The organism is Streptomyces malaysiensis subsp. samsunensis (assembly GCF_024519315.1).
GTDB lineage: Bacteria > Actinomycetota > Actinomycetes > Streptomycetales > Streptomycetaceae > Streptomyces > Streptomyces malaysiensis.
The window spans coordinates 92,519-108,810 of record NZ_JANIIC010000005.1 but is presented as its reverse complement, the minus strand read 5'-3'; the positions used below and the strand labels follow the sequence as shown (position 1 = coordinate 108,810).

16 protein-coding genes and 2 pseudogenes are annotated in these 16,292 nt (G+C 69.6%); 7 read left to right on the top strand and 11 right to left on the bottom strand.

Annotated elements, in window-relative coordinates; all coding sequences use genetic code 11:
* The first annotated feature begins 44 nt into the window (after nucleotides 1-44).
* A complete protein-coding gene (locus tag NQU54_RS06285; RefSeq protein WP_257630173.1) occupies nucleotides 45-1,220 on the top strand; it encodes an epoxide hydrolase family protein in 1,176 nt (391 codons plus the stop codon).
* A gap of 30 nt (nucleotides 1,221-1,250) precedes the next feature.
* On the opposite strand, the gene NQU54_RS06280 is transcribed toward NQU54_RS06285, so the two are convergent.
* Genes NQU54_RS06280 through NQU54_RS06265 form a run of 4 tightly spaced genes read right to left on the bottom strand, consistent with a single transcriptional unit; the run spans nucleotide 1,251 to nucleotide 6,766 of the window.
* Nucleotides 1,251-3,632: a bifunctional salicylyl-CoA 5-hydroxylase/oxidoreductase gene (locus NQU54_RS06280; protein ID WP_257630172.1), complete on the bottom strand. Its 2,382-nt coding sequence runs from the start codon at nucleotides 3,630-3,632 to the stop codon at nucleotides 1,251-1,253.
* A gap of 11 nt (nucleotides 3,633-3,643) precedes the next feature.
* Nucleotides 3,644-5,341: an AMP-binding protein gene (locus NQU54_RS06275; RefSeq protein WP_257630171.1), complete on the bottom strand. Its 1,698-nt coding sequence runs from the start codon at nucleotides 5,339-5,341 to the stop codon at nucleotides 3,644-3,646.
* A 40-nt stretch (nucleotides 5,342-5,381) separates the two neighbouring features.
* Complete coding sequence (locus NQU54_RS06270) at nucleotides 5,382-6,284, bottom strand: acyl-CoA thioesterase (protein ID WP_257630170.1); 903 nt, start codon at nucleotides 6,282-6,284, stop codon at nucleotides 5,382-5,384.
* A complete protein-coding gene (locus NQU54_RS06265) occupies nucleotides 6,281-6,766 on the bottom strand; it encodes a cupin domain-containing protein (RefSeq protein ID WP_257630169.1) in 486 nt (161 codons plus the stop codon). Before NQU54_RS06265 ends, NQU54_RS06270 begins: the two co-directional genes overlap by 4 nt.
* Before the next feature lie 131 nt (nucleotides 6,767-6,897).
* Here NQU54_RS06265 and NQU54_RS06260 point away from each other — a divergent pair, with 131 nt between their 5' ends.
* Together NQU54_RS06260 and NQU54_RS06255 are read left to right on the top strand one after the other, a co-directional pair.
* Entirely contained in the window at nucleotides 6,898-7,317 is a 420-nt protein-coding gene (locus NQU54_RS06260) for a RidA family protein (protein WP_257630168.1), read from the top strand.
* Nucleotides 7,318-7,417: 100 nt separating this feature from the next.
* Nucleotides 7,418-8,275: a PaaX family transcriptional regulator gene (locus NQU54_RS06255; protein ID WP_257630167.1), complete on the top strand. Its 858-nt coding sequence runs from the start codon at nucleotides 7,418-7,420 to the stop codon at nucleotides 8,273-8,275.
* A gap of 115 nt (nucleotides 8,276-8,390) precedes the next feature.
* Here NQU54_RS06255 and NQU54_RS06250 read toward each other — a convergent pair whose 3' ends face one another.
* From NQU54_RS06250 to NQU54_RS06230, 5 genes and pseudogenes are all read right to left on the bottom strand, one after another.
* The gene (locus NQU54_RS06250) at nucleotides 8,391-8,525 is read right to left on the bottom strand and encodes an AidA/PixA family protein (protein WP_257630166.1); all 135 of its coding nucleotides are present in this window, start codon (nucleotides 8,523-8,525) and stop codon (nucleotides 8,391-8,393) included.
* Between the two features lie 5 nt (nucleotides 8,526-8,530).
* Entirely contained in the window at nucleotides 8,531-9,379 is an 849-nt protein-coding gene (locus NQU54_RS06245; protein ID WP_257630165.1) for a protein kinase domain-containing protein, read from the bottom strand.
* An 82-nt stretch (nucleotides 9,380-9,461) separates the two neighbouring features.
* Nucleotides 9,462-9,907 (bottom strand): annotated as a pseudogene (locus NQU54_RS06240) (glycine-rich domain-containing protein).
* Nucleotides 9,908-10,057: 150 nt separating this feature from the next.
* Nucleotides 10,058-10,309, bottom strand: a complete 252-nt coding sequence (locus NQU54_RS06235; RefSeq protein ID WP_257630164.1) for a hypothetical protein — start codon at nucleotides 10,307-10,309, stop codon at nucleotides 10,058-10,060.
* On the bottom strand, nucleotides 10,306-10,467 hold the full coding sequence (locus tag NQU54_RS06230) for a hypothetical protein (protein ID WP_257630163.1): 162 nt from the start codon (nucleotides 10,465-10,467) through the stop codon (nucleotides 10,306-10,308). Before NQU54_RS06230 ends, NQU54_RS06235 begins: the two co-directional genes overlap by 4 nt.
* A gap of 593 nt (nucleotides 10,468-11,060) precedes the next feature.
* On the opposite strand from NQU54_RS06230, the pseudogene NQU54_RS06225 reads away from it, so the two are divergent.
* Nucleotides 11,061-12,400, top strand: a pseudogene (locus tag NQU54_RS06225) (NsdA family TPR-like regulatory protein).
* Nucleotides 12,401-12,440: 40 nt separating this feature from the next.
* On the opposite strand, the gene NQU54_RS06220 reads toward NQU54_RS06225, so the two are convergent.
* Nucleotides 12,441-13,040, bottom strand: a complete 600-nt coding sequence (locus tag NQU54_RS06220; protein ID WP_257630162.1) for a hypothetical protein — start codon at nucleotides 13,038-13,040, stop codon at nucleotides 12,441-12,443.
* A gap of 233 nt (nucleotides 13,041-13,273) precedes the next feature.
* Between NQU54_RS06220 and NQU54_RS06215 the strand changes: the two genes are divergently transcribed.
* Complete coding sequence (locus NQU54_RS06215; protein WP_257630161.1) at nucleotides 13,274-13,489, top strand: Lrp/AsnC ligand binding domain-containing protein; 216 nt, start codon at nucleotides 13,274-13,276, stop codon at nucleotides 13,487-13,489.
* Nucleotides 13,490-13,537: 48 nt separating this feature from the next.
* Here NQU54_RS06215 and NQU54_RS06210 read toward each other — a convergent pair whose 3' ends face one another.
* Nucleotides 13,538-14,011, bottom strand: a complete 474-nt coding sequence (locus NQU54_RS06210; protein ID WP_257630160.1) for a MarR family winged helix-turn-helix transcriptional regulator — start codon at nucleotides 14,009-14,011, stop codon at nucleotides 13,538-13,540.
* 133 nt (nucleotides 14,012-14,144) lie between these two features.
* Between NQU54_RS06210 and NQU54_RS06205 the strand changes: the two genes are divergently transcribed.
* Both NQU54_RS06205 and NQU54_RS06200 read left to right on the top strand, forming a co-directional pair.
* Complete coding sequence (locus NQU54_RS06205; RefSeq protein WP_257630159.1) at nucleotides 14,145-15,209, top strand: alkene reductase; 1,065 nt, start codon at nucleotides 14,145-14,147, stop codon at nucleotides 15,207-15,209.
* 29 nt (nucleotides 15,210-15,238) lie between these two features.
* Nucleotides 15,239-16,126, top strand: coding sequence for an AraC family transcriptional regulator (locus tag NQU54_RS06200; protein ID WP_257630158.1), 888 nt, complete (start codon nucleotides 15,239-15,241; stop codon nucleotides 16,124-16,126).
* Nucleotides 16,127-16,292: the final 166 nt, after the last annotated feature.

Here is a 16,292-nt window from a genome sequence, read left to right as displayed (position 1 = left end):
GCGGCGCAGCGGGGCGGAGGGGCGCGGCTTGTAGGGTACGTGCCATGCCGGACGCCCCGCCCCGCCCCGAGCCGTTCACCCCGCGAACCGCCCCCGTGGCGCTCGAGGACCTCCGCACACGGCTGCGCGCGACCCGCTGGCCGGACACGCCCGAGGACGCCGGGTGGTCGCTCGGAACCGACCTGGACTACCTCCGCGAACTCGTCGCCTACTGGGCGGACGGCTTCGACTGGGCGGCGGAGGAGGCGGCGCTCGCCCGGCTGCCCCGCTTCCGTGTCCGGCTCGGCGGCCTCGGGATCCACTTCGCACACGTCCGGGCCGCCGCCCCGGCCGGGTCCGCCCTGCCGCTGGTCCTCAGCCACGGCTGGCCGGACTCGTTCTGGCGCTATACGAAGGTCATCCCGCTCCTCACCGACCCCGGCGCGCACGGCGCCGACCCCGCCGACGCGTTCGACGTGGTGGTGCCCGACATGCCGGGCTACGGCTACTCCGACCGCCCCACCGGCCCGCCCCTCGACTCCATCGCCGTCGCCGGGCTGTGGGCCGAGCTGATGGACGTCCTCGGCTACGGGCGGTTCGGCGCGGCGGGCGGCGACGTCGGCAGCCATGTGAGCCGCTACCTCGGGCTCGACCACCCCGACCGGGTGGTGGCCGTGCACCGTATGGACGGCGGCCTGCCCGTCCACACCGGCGACCCGGCGGACCTCGCGCCCGAGGAGCGCGCCTGGTTCGAGACCGTCACGGCCTGGGGCCGGGCCGAGGGCGCCTACGCCGCCATGCACCGCACCAAGCCCCAGACCGCCGCCTTCGGGCTCACCGACTCACCGGTGGGGCTCGCCGCGTGGATCGTCGAGAAGCTCCGGGCGTGGAGCGACTGCGACGGCGATATCGAGCGGAGCTTCACCAAGGACGAGATCCTCACCAATGTGATGCTCTACTGGCTCACGGGCACGATCGGCTCCTCGATGCGCATGTACCACGCCAACGCCGCGATCCCGCCCGCGCAGCACGCCCGCCGGGTCGAGGTGCCGTCCGGCTTCTCGCTCTTCCGCGGCGACATCGTCCGCCCGCCGCGGGCCTGGCTGGAGCGCACGACCAACCTCGTACGGGTGACCGAGCCGGCGCGCGGCGGACACTTCGCGCCGTTCGAGGAGCCCGAGCTCTACGCGGAGGAGCTGCGCGCCTTCTTCCGCCCCTACCGGGCGACGGCGACGGGCTGAGCCGGAAGACGCGTAGCGGCCACGGCCCCGTCAGGAGACCGGGGCCGGTTCCCGGGCCGGGGTCCAGCGCTGGTGGACGGCCTGGTCGGCGGGGTCGGGCCGGAGCAGGGACAGACGGGGCCGTACGGCGTCGGTGCGCGAGGCGGGCGGTTTGCGCCCGCCCGCGCGGAACTGCACCGGCCACTCGGCGCCCGGACCCCGGTACTCCTGCTCGGCCGCCGCGTGCAGGGTCCAGTGCGGGTCGTAGAGGTGGGTGCGTCCCACGGCGCACAGATCGGCGCGGCCCGCCAGCAGCAGGGAGTTGACGTCGTCGTACGAGGCGATCGCGCCCACCGCGATGACCGCGGCGCCGGTGGCGGCGGCCACCTCGTGGCGGATGCGGTCGGCGAACGGGGTCTGGTAGGAGCGGCCGAAGGCGGGCCGCTCGTCCTTGGTGACCTGGCCGGAGGAGACGTCGATGGCGTCCGCCCCGTGTGCGATGAACGCGCGGGCGATCTCGACGGCGTCATGCTCGGTGTTGCCGTCCGGCACCCAGTCGGTGGCGGAGACGCGCACGATCAGCGGCCGCTCGGCGGGCCACGCCTCGCGCACGGCGTCGAAGACCTCCAGCGGGAACCGCAGCCGTTTCTCCAGCGGGCCGCCGTACTCGTCGGTGCGGTGGTTGGCGATCGGGGAGAGGAACGAGGACAGCAAGTAGCCGTGCGCGCAGTGCAGTTCGAGCAGGTCGAACCCGGCCTCGGCGCCCCGGCGGGCGGCGGCGGTGAAGTCCGCCGCGATCCGGTCCAGATCGGCGCGGGTGAGTTCGCGCGGCACCGCGGAGCCGGGGCCGTACGGCAGCGGGGACGGGCCGACGACCTCCCAGTTGCCCTCCGGCAGCGGGTCGTCCATGCCCTCCCACATCAGCCGGGTCGAGCCCTTGCGGCCCGAGTGGCCGAGCTGGAGGCCGATACGGGCGGTGCCGCGCTCGTGGACGAAGGAGACGATGCGCTGCCAGGACTCGCGCTGCTCGTCGTTCCACAGCCCCGTACAGCCGGGGGTGATGCGGCCCTCGGGCGAGACGCAGACCATCTCGGTCATCACCAGCCCGGCCCCGCCCATGGCCTTGGAGCCGAGGTGGACGAGGTGGAAGTCGCCGGGCACGCCGTCCACCGCGGAGTACATGTCCATCGGCGAGACGATCACCCGGTTCCTCAGCTCCAGCCCGCCCAGCCGGTACGGCTGGAACATCGCCGGTGCCACGCCGTCCAGGCCCTGTGCGGCGGCGAAGGCCATATCGACCCGGTCGGCGAACTCCGGGTCGCGGGTGCGCAGATTGTCGTAGGTGATCCGGCGTGAGCGGGTCAGCAGGTTGAAGCAGAACTGGGTCGGCTCCTGGTGGACGTACATGCCGATGTTCTCGAACCACTCCAGTGAGCCCTGCGCCGCCCGCTGGGTGGACTCCACGACCGGCCGCCGCTCGGTCTCGTACGCGGCCAACGCCCCCTCGGTGTCCGGGTGTTCATGCAGACAGGCGGCCAGGGCGAGCGCGTCCTCCATCGCCAGCTTGGTGCCCGAGCCGATGGAGAAGTGCGCGGTGTGGGCGGCATCGCCGATGAGCACGAGATTGCCGTGGTGCCAGCGCTCGTTGCGCACGGTCGTGAAGTTCAGCCACTTGGAGTTGTTGGCGAACACCTGGTGGCCGCCGAGCTCATCGGCGAAGAGCTCACGGACACGGGCCACGGCCTGCTCGTCGGAGGCGCCCGGCGGGAAACCGGCTCCCTCGGTGGCGTCGAAACCGGCCCGCCGCCACACGTCCTCGTGCATCTCGACGATGAAGGTGGAGCCGGTGTCGGAGTAGGGGTAGCCGTGCACCTGCACCACCCCCCATTCGGTCTGCTTGATGAAGAACTGGAACGCCTCGAAGACCCGGTCCGTGCCGAGCCACATGTACTTGCTGTGCCGACGGTCCAGAGAGGGGCGGAAAACGTCCGCGTGGGCCGCCCGTACGGCGGAGTTGACTCCATCGGCCCCCACCACCAGGTCGTACGACGCGCACAGCCGCGCGGTGTCCGGGGCGAGGGTCGAGAAGCGCAGGGTGACACCGAGGTCGCGGCAGCGCTCCTGGAGCAGCCGGAGCAGTTCCTCGCGGCTCATGGCGGCGAAGCCCTGACCGCCGACGGTGTGGCTCTCGCCCCGGTAGTGGATGTCGATATCGGTCCAGCGGGCGAAGCGCCTGGCCATGGCGCGGGCGACGGTGGTGTCGGCGTTCTCGATCCCACCGAGCGTCTCGTCGGAGAAGACCACGCCGAAGCCGAAGGTGTCGTCGGGGGCGTTCCGCTCCCAGACGGTGATCTCATGGGCCGGGTCGAGCTGTTTCATCAGGGCCGCGAGGTACAGTCCGCCGGGACCGCCGCCGATGATCGCGATGTTCACGGGGGTTCCTCTCAACTCTCGGCGACGGCCTTGGCCTCGGCGGCCCGCTCGTCCGCACTGACCTGCTGCACCTGTTGCACCTGGCGAAGCAGCTTGAAGCGCTGCAACTTGCCGCTGGTGTTGCGCGGCAGGGCGTCCTGGAATCGCACATCGCGCGGGTACTTATAGGGCGCCAGGACCCGTTTGACGTGGTCCTGGATCTCCTTCGCCTTGGCCTCGTCGCCCGGCACACCGTCCCGCAGCACCACGAAGGCGCAGACGATCGAGCCGCGTTCGGGGTCGGGCCGGGCGACGACGGCGGATTCCACGACGTCCGGGTGGGTGTCGATGGCGGCCTCGACCTCGGGGCCGCCGATGTTGTACCCGGAGGAGACGATCATGCTGTCGCTGCGGGCGTGGTAGTGGAAGTAGCCGTCCTCGTCCCGGTGGAAGATGTCACCGGTGATGTTCCAGCCCGCCAGGACGTAGTCCCGCTGTCGTTCGCCGTCCAGGTAGCGGCAGCCGACCGGGCCGATGACCCCGAGTCTGCCCGGTTCCCCTGGGCCGAGTTCCGCGCCGTCGGGGCCGAGAACGGTGGCGCGGTAGCCGGGGACCGCCTTCCCCGTGGCGCCTGGCCGGATGTCCGCACCGGCGGCGGAGATGAAGATGTGCAACAGCTCGGTGGCGCCGATGCCGTCGACCACCTTCAGGCCGATGTGTGTCCGCAGCTGCTCCCAGGTGGCGCGGGGTATGTGCTCGCCCGCCGAGACCCCGATCCGCAGCCCGGCCAGCCACTGTTCCTTCCCCTCGCGCAGGATCGCCCGGTAGGCGGTGGGCGCGGTGGCCAGGACGGTGACGCCGTCGCGCCGCACGATCTCCGCGAGCTGCGGGGGAGTGGCGGACTCCGTCAGCAGGGCGCAGGCCCCGGCCCGCAGCGGGAAGACGACCAGCATGCCGAGGCCGAAGGTGAAGGCCAGGGGTGCGGTGCAGGCCACCAGGTCATGCGGGACCAGACCGAGGGTGTGGCGGCCGAAGGTGTTGTCGATGGACAGGATGTCCCGGTGGAAGTGCATGGTGATCTTCGGGGCGCCGGTGGATCCGGAGGTGGGGCCGAGGAGCGCCACATCGTCGGCGGCGGTGTGTACGTCGGTGAACTCGCCGGACTTGGCCACGGCCCTGGCCACCAGGTCCTCCGGGCCGGCCCCGCCGTACTCCACCACCGCCAGGCCGGGCAGCACGGTGTCCCGGACGGTGTGCACATCGTCGGCGAACCGGTGGTCCACCAGGGCGATCGACGGCCGGGTGCGCTCGGCCACGGGGACGAGCTCCCGGGTGCGCAGCGCGGCCATCGTGGTCACCACGACACCACCGGCCTTGAGGACGCCGAGCCAGGCCGCCACGGTCCAGGGGTTGTTGGGCGAGCGCAGCAGGACGCGCTGCCCCGGCACCAGGCCCAGGTCCTCGGTGAGCACCTGGGCGATCTGCTGGGCGCGGATGCGGAGCTCGCCGTAGGACCACAGTTCGCCGGACGGGGTGCGCAGGGCGGGACGGTCGGGACCGAACAGCGAAATGGGCGTGTCGATGAGCTCGGTGGCCGCGTTGAGCCGGTCCGGGTAGCGCAGCTCCGGTGTGCTGAACTCGATCGTCGGCCACAGGTCCGCCGGGGGCAGACGGTCGCGGGTGAAGGTGTCGATATGCGCCGAGGGGGAGAGGCGGTGCGGAAGCGTCACGGAAGAGTCCTTCCGGGAGCCCGCCGGGAAGAACGGCGGGTCAGGTGGGGCGGATCAGGCCCTCTTGGACGACGGTGGCCAGGTGGCGGTGGTCGCGGGTGAAGAAGCGGCCGGTACCCAGACCGCGGCCCGCGTCGGCGGCCACGGCCTCCTGGACGTAGAGGAGCCAGCCGTCCACCGGCCCCGGACGGTGGAACCACATCGCGTGGTCCAGGCTCGCGGTGACCAGCCCGGGTTCGGCCCAGGCCAGGTCGAGCACCCGCAGGACGGGTTCGAGGATCGTGTAGTCGCAGACGTACGCGAGGGCGGCCAGGTCCCGCTGGGCGTCGGTGAGCCCGTCGACCGGGCGGAGCGGGTCGAAGGGCCTGAGCCAGACCGCCTGGTGCGGAAGGCGTTCCCCCTCCACGGTGAGGTAGACCGGGCCGGGAACGTGCCGCATGTCGAAGCCGCGACCGCCGGACCAGTACGCCCTGGACTCCTCGGTCATGGATCCGCCCGCGCGCCCCGCGAGGTAATCGGCCGAGGTGGACAGGTCCTCGGGACCGGGTACGTCTTCGTCGAACGCGGTGTGGAAGGCGGCACCGGCCTCGCCCGCCGCGAAACCGGCCAGGCAGACGTACAGCGGCTTGCCGTTCTGGTAGCCGCGCACCTGCCGGGTGCTGTAGCCGCGGCCGTCGCGCACCACCTCGACCTCGTAGCGGACCTCGGCGCCGATGTCGGCGGGGCGCAGGAAGTAGCTGTGCATCGAGTGCAGCGACTTGCCGTCGGTCACCGACCGCATGGCCGCCGCCGCGGCCTGGGCGACCAGATCGCCGCCGTACGCCTTGGGCCAGGGGCAGGGCTGGGTGGTGGCGGTGAAGGCGAGGTCGAAGTGGTCGGGCCGGGCGGGCTTCAGGGTGATGGCGTCGGTGAGGACGGCGGAGGTCGGGGGCGTCCGGGTCATCGGCGGTCCAGCCAGTCGCGCAGATCGGCGTCGGCGATATCGGGGAGGTTGACCACGATGTTCTCCGGTGTCCGGGTGGTCATCCAGGTCAGCGGTTTGCTGCGGGAGAGGTTGCACTCCACATGCGGCAGATACGGCGGTACGAAGACCCAGTCGCCCTCCTCCATGTCGACGTAGTCCTCGAGCTCCTCGCCGAAGTAGATACGGGCCCGGCCGGAGAGGACATAGCCGCCGGTCTCGGCCTCGCCGTGGTGGTGGGTCACCGAGCGATAGCCGGGTTCATTGCTGACCTTGCCGAACCAGAGGCGGGTGGCCGGGGTGTGCTGGGCGCTCACCCCCGAGACGCGGACGGCTCCGCCCGAGTCGGTGGTGTCGCCGCTCTCGAGGCCGCCGCGCGTCACCACGGGGGCGACGATGCCGCTGGGCAGCCGGTACATCGAATTGTCGCCTTCCAGGCGGTACTTGCTCAGGTCGGGCTCCATGGGGACGGCTCCCTTCGGTCGGGACCAGGATCCGATGTCTCGTGTTTCTCACGGTCGTCATTTAAAGTCAATACACCTGAGCGCTCCTGCCCGGCCTGGGCAGGACGGAACGCGACCGAGCCGGAGGCCCCATGCCCCCCGTCCCCGTGAACCCGCCCGCGCTGCCGAAGCCCAACGGCTACTCGCACGGAACACTCGCCGGAAACACGCTCCACCTGGGCGGACAGACCGCCCTCGACGCCGATATGAAGATCGTTCCGGGCGGTGTGGTCGAGCAGTTCCGGCAGGCGTTCACCAATCTGCTCCTCACGCTTCGGGAGGCCGGCGGCCGGCCCGAAGACCTGGTGAGCGTGACCCTCTACCTCACCGACATCCCCGACTACCAGGCGCACGGCAAGGAGATCGGCAGGGCCTGGCGCGAACTCGCCGGGCCCGTCTACCCGGCCATGGCGGGCATCGGCTGCACCGCGCTGTGGCAGCCCGAGGCGGTGATCGAGATCCTGGGCGTGGCCGTGATACCGGAGGAACGGCTCGTGGTGCCGAGCCCGTAGGCAGGGGTGGGACGACCGGCGCGCTCCCAGTATCCCTCCGCGCGGCCCGGCGGGAGCGGGTGATCACCTTCGCCGCGCCAGACGTTAGGGTGGCCAGGACATGACGGCGCAGACGACGACACGGGCCACCAGCGCGGCGGGCGAACGGGAATCCCGTCATGCCCCGCTCATCCTCACGGTCTTCGGCCTCTACGCACGGGGCGAGCACAACTGGCTCTCGGTCGCCTCGGTGATCAGCCTCATGGCGGACCTCGGCGTGGAGAGCCGGGCCGTGCGGTCCTCGGTCTCCCGGATGAAGCGCCGTGAGGTGCTGCGCGGTGAGCGCCATGAAGGCGTCGCCGGGTACTCGCTCGCCGACTCCACCCTCCAGACCCTCGCCGAGGGGGACGTCCGTATCTTCCGGCAGGCCAGGGCGTCCCGCGAGGACGGCTGGGTGCTCGTGGTGTTCTCCGTGCCCGAGTCCGAGCGCGAGAAGCGGCACGCGCTGCGGACGGCCCTGACCCGGCTCGGCTTCGGCACTGCCGCGTCAGGCGTCTGGATCGCCCCCGGACATCTGGCGGCCGAGACCCGGCGGACCCTGGAGCGCCGGGGACTGTCCGCGTACGTCGACATCTTCACCGGTGGCCACGTGGCCTTCGGGGAGCTGCGGGAGAAGGTCCGCTCCTGGTGGGACCTCGATGAACTCACCGCCATGTACGCGGACTTCCTGGACCGGTACCGCCCCGTCCTGGACGCGGTGACCCGGCGCGAGCCACGGCCGCTGGAGGCGTTCCGGACCTATGTGCCGATGCTCACCCAGTGGCGGCGCATGCCCTACCGCGACCCGGGGCTCCCCCTGGAGCTGCTTCCGCCGGAGTGGAACGGGGTGGCCGCCGCCGAGCTGTTCGACCGGCTCAACACCCTGCTGCGCGCCCCCGCGGAAGCGCACGCGGCGGAGCTCTTCCGCACACGGCGCTGACACCCCGGCGGGCCCGCGTGCCCGGCCGCGCCGCATCGCCTGACAGGCGGCGCGGATGCCCGCGCCGCCTGCGCGACGTTTCCTACGTTCCGTCACCCGACCGCGGGGAGGGCCGTCAGGAACGCTTCTCGATGGTGATGAACGGGTCCCACTGGAAGTACCCCACCAGCTCCTGGCCACTGTCCAGGAGCTGGAAGTAGAAGTGGTAGGTGACCTGGCCGACCTTGTTACTCAGCGCAGAGGCGATCAACAGGCTCAGCGCCCGCTGCTCAGCTCCTTACAGGCTTCGGCACTCGTGGGTCGGTCGGCCGGATCGGGGCTGAGCATGGCTTCGATGAGCTTGCCGAGTACGCCCGGCACGGTCACCGGGCGGTGTGGTCCGTCGACGATGGCTCGCCGCTGATCCCTACGGCTGGCGTCGTTGGGATACGCGACGTGGCGCAATCCGGTTGCGCTGATGAAGAGCGAGGCACCGAGGGCATAGACGTCCGCCTCCATGGTCGGCGTGGCCGTACCGGTGTGCAGCACGCTCCGGGAGATTTCCGGGCTCTCGTAGTGGACGAGACAGCCCCGATAGCTGAAGTCGTACGCGGCGGGGATGTCGCCGCCGTGAGCCAGGGCGAGATCAATGAGCGCCGTTCCCTCGGGGCTGATGATCAAGTGCGCGGGTTGGACGTCCCCGTGTGCCCACCCGGTGGCGTGCAAGGCGGCTACGGCTTCCGCGCAGGACAGCGCTTCTCCTGGGTCGGGTTCTGACGAGACCCCTTCGGCGCGGTGCGGGTGCCACAGGTCGTACAGGCTGTCGCCCTGGTGCCAGGGCTGGATGTTCCAGGTGCCGTGTTCCCATTCGCCGTAGCTGACGTTGGCCCTGTCGAGCTGTTGCAAGATCGCACCCTCGCGGGCGGGGGCCAGGGCCGTCCATTCCTGAGCCTCCCATTCGCTTGTTGCCTTGATTGGGTAGCCAAGCTTCACGGCATACCGGCCCTGCTGCGTCTCGACCTCCCAGACAGTTGACCCGCGCCGGTCGAGTACCAGCCGCCTTCCTGAAGCCACCAGCGTCTCCAAGACGCTGGTGGGGATCTCGTACGACGCTGCTTCGGCCATGGATTCTGTTCCTCTCCAGAAGAGCGGACCGCCCCTCAGCCTGTGCCGAGGGGCGGCCCTGTCTCACATCACCGGCCGGAGATTACTCCGACTGTCCGTACGGTCGTCCGCAGTCGGAATCGCACTGCGCGGCGTTCTCGCCGTTCACGGTCCACAGGTCGTCGAAGACCATGAAGCCCGCTGCCTTCATGGCGTGTGTGCTGGCTGTGACGGCTTCCAGAGTGCGCCCGCCCCACCGGGGGCGGGGTTGTGGTGCAGGAAGCGCCCGGCGTGTTCGTGGCAGAACTGCGCGTACTCCTCGGTGTGCAGGATGAAGGCGTGTAAGCCCAAGTCGACGTCATCCGACGGCACCATGGCCACGCTCGCCGTTGCCGCTGTCGCAACGAACGCAAGCGCCTGGTCGGCGATGCGCTCGGCCCGCTCCGGGGTCTGCCCGTTGTGGGTGACCACGAAGTGAGTGAGGCTGTCGAACAGCCCTCCGCTGACCAATGCCCGGCCGGTCCGATGGTCGTTCACTACTGCTGTCATCGCTGTGATCCCTTCCTGGTTGGAGTGGTGCACGGCACCTGCTACCCGCCCCGACCGCTAGCCCTTCCTGTTGCGAACGATCGGGGCGGGGGCTTGCCCACCCGACAGACGGGAATCAACACCGTCCGGCGGGTGGAGTCGTGGGATGCGTCAGGGCAACTCGTTGCCGGAGTCAGGGCGCGGCCGTGCCTCCTGAGGGAACTGGAGGTTCCTGGAGTCAGTTATCCACTCCTGCCCGCCCCTCTGGGGGCGGAGGAACGCGACAAGCGGGCCCGGCATCTGGTGATCGAAGAAAAGTTCATCGACGTCACAGATGGCTTGAAGAACTCCCACACACCCCGTGGCGGCGTCGTAAGCCTCCTCGCCCGGCTGGGGCCCGTTGTACGGCGTCGGCTCGTTCACGCGATCCACCCCCAACGGGGTCCGAACGGAGGCACCTTGTGACCGTCCGGGTGGTGCCGGACCTTCAGTTCGAGATCGGCGGCCAGCCGGTAGTCACCGGCTTCCATGGCCTTGGCCTTGTCCTGCTTCAGGCGGTTACAGGTGGCGCACAAGGTCATCGGGTCCGCCCTCCGCGCCCAAGGTGCTTGTCGATCTTCTTCTTCAGAGTCTCCGCGCGCTGGTCCAACTCCTTCTGAGTTGGGGCCTTGCGCGCCTCTTGCTGCGCTTCCTGTGGATGGTCCGGAGGCTCGATCGCGCTCACCGCGAGGCTCCCAACACTCGCTGCCGCTCGTGCCGAAGCACGTACAACGGCACGGGATCGGTGTCCCAAGCGATCGGGAAGCGGTCTTCAGCCGGGATACGCGGGAGCTGAAGCGTGGGCGGGTCCTCGTGACAAACAGGGACAGGTGTGCAGACGGGCGTGGGTACGGGCACAGCGAAGCGTGCCGGTGTGGGCTTTGAGGCATTGTTTGTCCGATGGCGCCCGGGGGCGGGGAATAACCTTCGTCCCCACCGTTCCATGGATCGGGCGATACGCTTTCTCACGTTGACGCTCCTCTTCAGCATTGACCACGCCCCCGGACCGGTCGCACGGTCGCGGGGGTCCTTCTCGCTCTAGGCAACCGCTCCGCTACGCATCGCGGTACCGTGGCAAGAGCGGCAGTTTTTAAGAGCTTTAAGCGCCTGCTTTAGCTGAGGAGTTGATCGCCGAGTGAGTGAGCGGGAGCCGAACGAGGGTCTGGAACGGCTGTTCCGAGAGACCGGGTGGACGCTGCGGCAGCTCGCACAGGAGGTCAACCGCATCGGCACGGAACGCGGAACGCCGCAGAAGTACCGGGAACCATCCGCTCATCAGTGGCTTCGGGGACACATGCCGAAGGAGGCTGCCCGACTGCTGATCTTGGAGGCGTTCGCCCGGAAGCTGGGCCGCCCGATCACGCACGTTGAGGCAGGGTTCCCCCTGCCTGCCGACGAGTCGAACGCATGCCTGGGTACCTTGAGGCGTTGATCGACTTGGGGAGGCAGGACATGGACCCCTCGCGCCGCAGTGTCCTTGGCGTGAGCCTCTTCTCTGTCGCGTTGACCGTGCCCAACTGGCCAGACGTTGTAGGCCGTCTGGAAGCCATTCAGTCAGGGCAGATGCAGCGAATTGGGTTGCCTGACGTCCATACGGTCGTGGCCATGACCGAACGGATCTCAGAGCTTGATGACCAGTTCGGTGGCCGACACGCACGCCCCATGGCCGCAGCATTCCTTGTCAATACGGTGGCTCCATACCTTCGGGCCGACGCCACAGAAGAAGTCCGTAAAGCGATGATGTCGGCTGCGTCGGATCTGTGTTACCTCACCGGATACATGGCCGTGGACGAAGGGGTTCACGGATTGGCTCAGCAGTATTACTTGAAGGCTTTGGAATTGGCTGGCACCTCAGAGGATCACCTAACTTTTTGCACCACGCTGCGAGGGATGAGCGTTCAGGCAGTTGATCTAGGGCATGGCAGGGGCGCGATGCGGCTTGCCGATGCCGCTGCTGCCGCGTCCCCCAAGGCCGGTCCCAGGATGCGGGCGTTTCTTGCTGGCCAACAGGCGCATGCTGCGGCGCAGATTGGCGAAAAGGCCAAGGCTCTCATGTACCTTCGGGAAGCAGAAATTGCTATGGACAAGGCCGAGTCTCAACAGAGAGCATTTGGATCATACGATCCGGCGGCCTTGAACTATCACACCAGCCAGGTTCGCTATGAGCTTGGTGACGTGACTGGTGCAGTCGAAGCAATGAAGCAGTCGGACCGATTGAGGTATGACGTTTATCGGCGCACCCGTGTCAAGGAGCGGGCCATTCTGGCCGAACGGCAAATCGCTATAGGGCATGTGGAAGCAGCATGTGCCACTTGGCACAGCGCACTTGATGACTATCCACTAGTCCAATCAGGGCGGGCTGATCAGCGAATGCAAAGCATGCTGAAACTGATCAAGCCACACCTGAAGAATCATTCTGCCCGCGACCTGAATGACCGCGCACGAATGGTTATTCCTGCCTCGCTGCTGGTCTGAGAAATGCGCGTGCCCCGGCTGGACAACTCCGGTCGGGCGGTCAGCCGGAGACGATGTGGAGGATCGCGGTGCCGTCCTCCCCGGCCGTCATCTGGATCACCACGGCGTTCGGCTGGGCGGCCGGTTGGTCCTTCCCCAGCCTGCCGCACGAGTTGGCGCTGCCATGGTCGCGCAGAACGGTGATGCATCCCTGGCCCGGCCCGCTCGCCTCGCCCTGGGAGCGGCCGCCCGACGACTTCACTGTGTACTCGACCTTGTTCGGGCCGACCTCGGTCACGGACAGCGTGGCCGGACCGGCCGGGCCCTTGAAGCGGACCGTCACCGGTTCGGACACCGCGATCTCGCAATTGCCGTCCGCGCAGGCGCCGACATCCCGCCCGTCCGCCGCCGACACCGAGGGTTTCGCCGAGGCCGAGGCCGAGGCGGAGGCGGAGGCGGGGGCGTCGCCGGAGGAGCCTCCCGAGGGCTGCGCGGAACGGGACGCCGACGCGGGCCCGCTGTGGGAGGGCGCCCCGTCCTCCTTGTCCGACCCACCACAACCGGCCACGGCCAGCGCGGCCAGCACCGCCAGCGCAAGCCCTGACCCGGCCTGACGCGCTCGTGCCCGTCGAGTTCCGCGTACCGATGTCGTCGTGGCCATGATGTCCCCCGTGTTCCGGCGTGCCCGGGTTCGACGTTTCAGCCGCCAGTCTTCCCCAGCGCCTCCGTCGCCGCCCCCTCGCGACACGCGCCAAACGGCGGGTACCGCCGGGCACCCGTCCATCCCGCGCTCCCACCTTCCGGCGGGGCCGGTCAGTGGGCGAGCTGACGGCTGATGATCAGCCGCTGGATCTGGTTGGTGCCTTCGAAGATCTGGCGACGCTGGCCTGACGGGTGTACGGGCTCGCGGCGCGCTGCGTCCGTACCGCCTACGCGGTGCCCGAGGTGCAGGCCGTCTTCACCATCGCCGGTGACCCCGACGCCCTGGTGAACGTCCGTGTACGGGACATCGAACATCTGCAACAGGTCATCGACGCCCTGCGCCGCGCCGGGCAGGTCACCGGCACCAAGACGCTGACGGTGCTGGGCTCGTGGACGCGTGATGCCTGACCGCCCCGGCGGGGCCGGTCCCCGGGTGGGCGGATCCCGTGCCCCGGCTCATGCGCCCGTGCCGGAGGCGAGGTTCTTCTCGACCTTCGCCAGGATGGTGGCGAAGGCGTCGCGCTCCGCGTCGTCGAGCCCGTCCAGGATGCGCTCCTCCAACCGCGCCCAGATGTGCGCGACCTCGGGCCGCAGGGTGTAGCTCTCCTCCGAGGCCCGGACGAGCATGACGCGCCGGTCCTGCGGATCGCGTGAGCGGACGACATGGCCGCCCTGCTCCAGCCGCCGCAGCATCAGGGTCACGGTCGACGGGTCCAGGTCGAGCGCCTTCGCCAGGTCCGACTGGCGGACCGATCCGGCGTCCCACAGGGTCATCATCAGGAATTCCTGGCCGGAGCAGAGGCCGGTCGGGCGCAGCAGCTTGCCCCCGGCGAGGCGGTGCAGTCGGGAAACCCGCGCCAGGGTCCGGCTGACGGGGCCGCCGTATCCGGCCTCCGTCGTATCGGCGGGCGGGAGCTGCTCTGAGGTCATGGCCGCAAGGCTATCGTGGCCGACCAATCATTGGCCAACCAATGAATCGGTTATGGTGGCTCTCCGATGAGATCGTTGGCCGCCCAATGATCTCGTTGTCGACTGTTGTGCCCCATCGACCTCGGGAGCCGTTGTGACCTCACCCTTCGATCCGATCGACCTGGCCGGGCTGCGGCTGCGCAACCGGCTGGTGATGCCCGCCATGGGGCGCGCCCGCGCCTTCGGGCCCGGCAATACGGCCACCGACTCCATGGCGACGTACTACGCGCAGCGGGCCACGGCCGGCCTGATCATCACCGAGGGGTCGCAGCCGTCAGTGGTCGGCCAGGGTTTCCCCAACACCCCGGGGTTGCACAGCGCCGAGCAGATCGCCGCCTGGCGCCGTGTCACCGACGCGGTGCACGCCGAGGGCGGCACGGTCTTCGCCCAGATCTCGCACGTCGGCCGGGTCGGCGACCCCGCGCTGCTGCCCGACGGGCTGATCCAGGTCGCCCCCTCGGCCGTCGCTGCGCCCGGGCGGCTGTTCACCCTCGACGGGATGAAGGACTTCGGCACCCCGCATGAGCTGACCTCCCAGGAGGTGCGGGAGACGATCGCGGACTTCGGCCGTGCCGCGCACAACGCCATCGAGGCGGGGTTCGACGGGGTCGAACTGCACGCCGCCTACGGTTACTTGATCCACCAGTTCCTGGCGCCCAGCGCCAATCTGCGCACCGATGAGTGGGGTGGCTCCGTGGAAGGCCGGGTCCGGTTCGCGGCCGAGGTGGTCGCGGCCGTCTCGGCGGCCATCGGCGCCCGGCGCACCGGGATCCGCATCTCGCCCGGGATCCGCTACAACGGAATCGAGGAGCCCGACCTCGAGCCCACCTACGTCCAGCTCGTCCGACGGCTGAACGAGACCGGCCCCGCCTATCTCCACCTCGTCGAGGACTCCCGCGATCTGACCGGCATCCTCCGCAAGGAGTTCTCCGGAACCCTCATCCTCAACCCGGCGACAGACGGTTTCACCGGCGCGGAGGACCTGGCGCTCATCGAGGACGGCACGGCCGACATGCTGTCCTTCGGCGCGCTGTTCCTCGCCAACCCCGATCTGCCGGCCCGGCTGCGGGCGGGCGGGCCGTACAACACACCCGATGAGACGACCTACTACGGCGGCACCGACAGGGGGTACATCGACTACCCCTCCCTGAACGCCTGAACGCGCCCGAACCTCGTATCCTGGGCACGGTGTGTGACGTTCCGGATTTCGACCTCGAACCGTATGCCGGATTCGACGCGAATCCGTATGTCGAGCGGACGTTCAGCAGCTGGGACAGGCTTGGCTGGCGGTCGCTGCTGCTCCAGCGGTTCCAGCACACCGCGCGCGTGGAGAGCGTGGCCTTGCCCGCCACCGAGGATCTGCATCTGATGCTCACCGTCGCGGGCGACGCGTCCATGGAGACCCGTACCGATGGGTGCTGGCGGCCGCGGCGGTGGATCCCCGGGCAGCTCGAGATGGCGGTTCCGGGCGTGGCCTCGGTGCGCCGCTACCGGTCGGTGGTCCCGCTGCGGACCCTTCAGGTGCACATTCCGTATGTCACCGTCGCCCGTACGGCGGAGCAGCTGGGCGGGGCGCGGATCGACTACGAGCGGATGGCCGCCGCGGTGGCCTCGGGGGATCCGCTCGTGGAACACACCCTGCGGTCGTTGGGCGCGGCCGGTGAGGGCGGCGATCTGTACGCGGAGTCCGCGGCCACGTTCCTCGCCGTGCATGTGCTGACCTGCGGCCTCCGGCCGCCGCAGGAGAGCCGGCTGGGCGCCGAGGGGCCCTGGGTGCACAAGGCCGTGGCGATGATGCGGGACCGGCTGGGCGGCCCTCTGACGGTGGCGGACGTGGCCGCCGAGGTCGGCTTCAGCGTCTACCACTTCATCCGGGTCTTCAAGGACGCCACCGGCCAGACTCCCCACCGCTACCTCACCCGGCTGCGCGTCGAGGAGGCGCAGCGGCTCCTCCGGGCGGATGGGCTGTCCGTCGCGCAGATCGCCACGCGGTGCGGATTCGGCAGCCCCGGCTCACTGTCCACGGCGTTCCTGCGGCATGCCGGCGTACGGCCGTCGGCCTACCGCAATCAGTGAGCCGTACCCCACGGGCGGAGCGGCGCCCGAGATCGAGCCCTTTGCCATCTCCGTTCCCGATGCCGCGCCACTTCCGTACGGTCTCCGCGGTCGTGGCACAAAATGGATAAAAGCAGCTATTTCTCCGGACTGGAGCAGCCCGCGTCGCTGGTGGGGGAAGTGCGGG

Bases quoted from the DNA above. Each gene is read 5' to 3' on its own strand.
- NQU54_RS06210 (WP_257630160.1), bottom strand. From the start codon at position 14,011: ATGACCTCAGAGCAGCTCCCGCCCGCCGATACGACGGAGGCCGGATAC.
- NQU54_RS06255 (WP_257630167.1), top strand. From the start codon at position 7,418: ATGACGGCGCAGACGACGACACGGGCCACCAGCGCGGCGGGCGAACGG.
- NQU54_RS06220 (WP_257630162.1), bottom strand. From the start codon at position 13,040: ATGGCCACGACGACATCGGTACGCGGAACTCGACGGGCACGAGCGCGT.
- NQU54_RS06265 (WP_257630169.1), bottom strand. From the start codon at position 6,766: ATGGAGCCCGACCTGAGCAAGTACCGCCTGGAAGGCGACAATTCGATG.
- NQU54_RS06230 (WP_257630163.1), bottom strand. From the start codon at position 10,467: ATGACCTTGTGCGCCACCTGTAACCGCCTGAAGCAGGACAAGGCCAAG.
- NQU54_RS06260 (WP_257630168.1), top strand. From the start codon at position 6,898: ATGCCCCCCGTCCCCGTGAACCCGCCCGCGCTGCCGAAGCCCAACGGC.
- NQU54_RS06245 (WP_257630165.1), bottom strand. From the start codon at position 9,379: ATGGCCGAAGCAGCGTCGTACGAGATCCCCACCAGCGTCTTGGAGACG.
- NQU54_RS06270 (WP_257630170.1), bottom strand. From the start codon at position 6,284: ATGACCCGGACGCCCCCGACCTCCGCCGTCCTCACCGACGCCATCACC.
- NQU54_RS06285 (WP_257630173.1), top strand. From the start codon at position 45: ATGCCGGACGCCCCGCCCCGCCCCGAGCCGTTCACCCCGCGAACCGCC.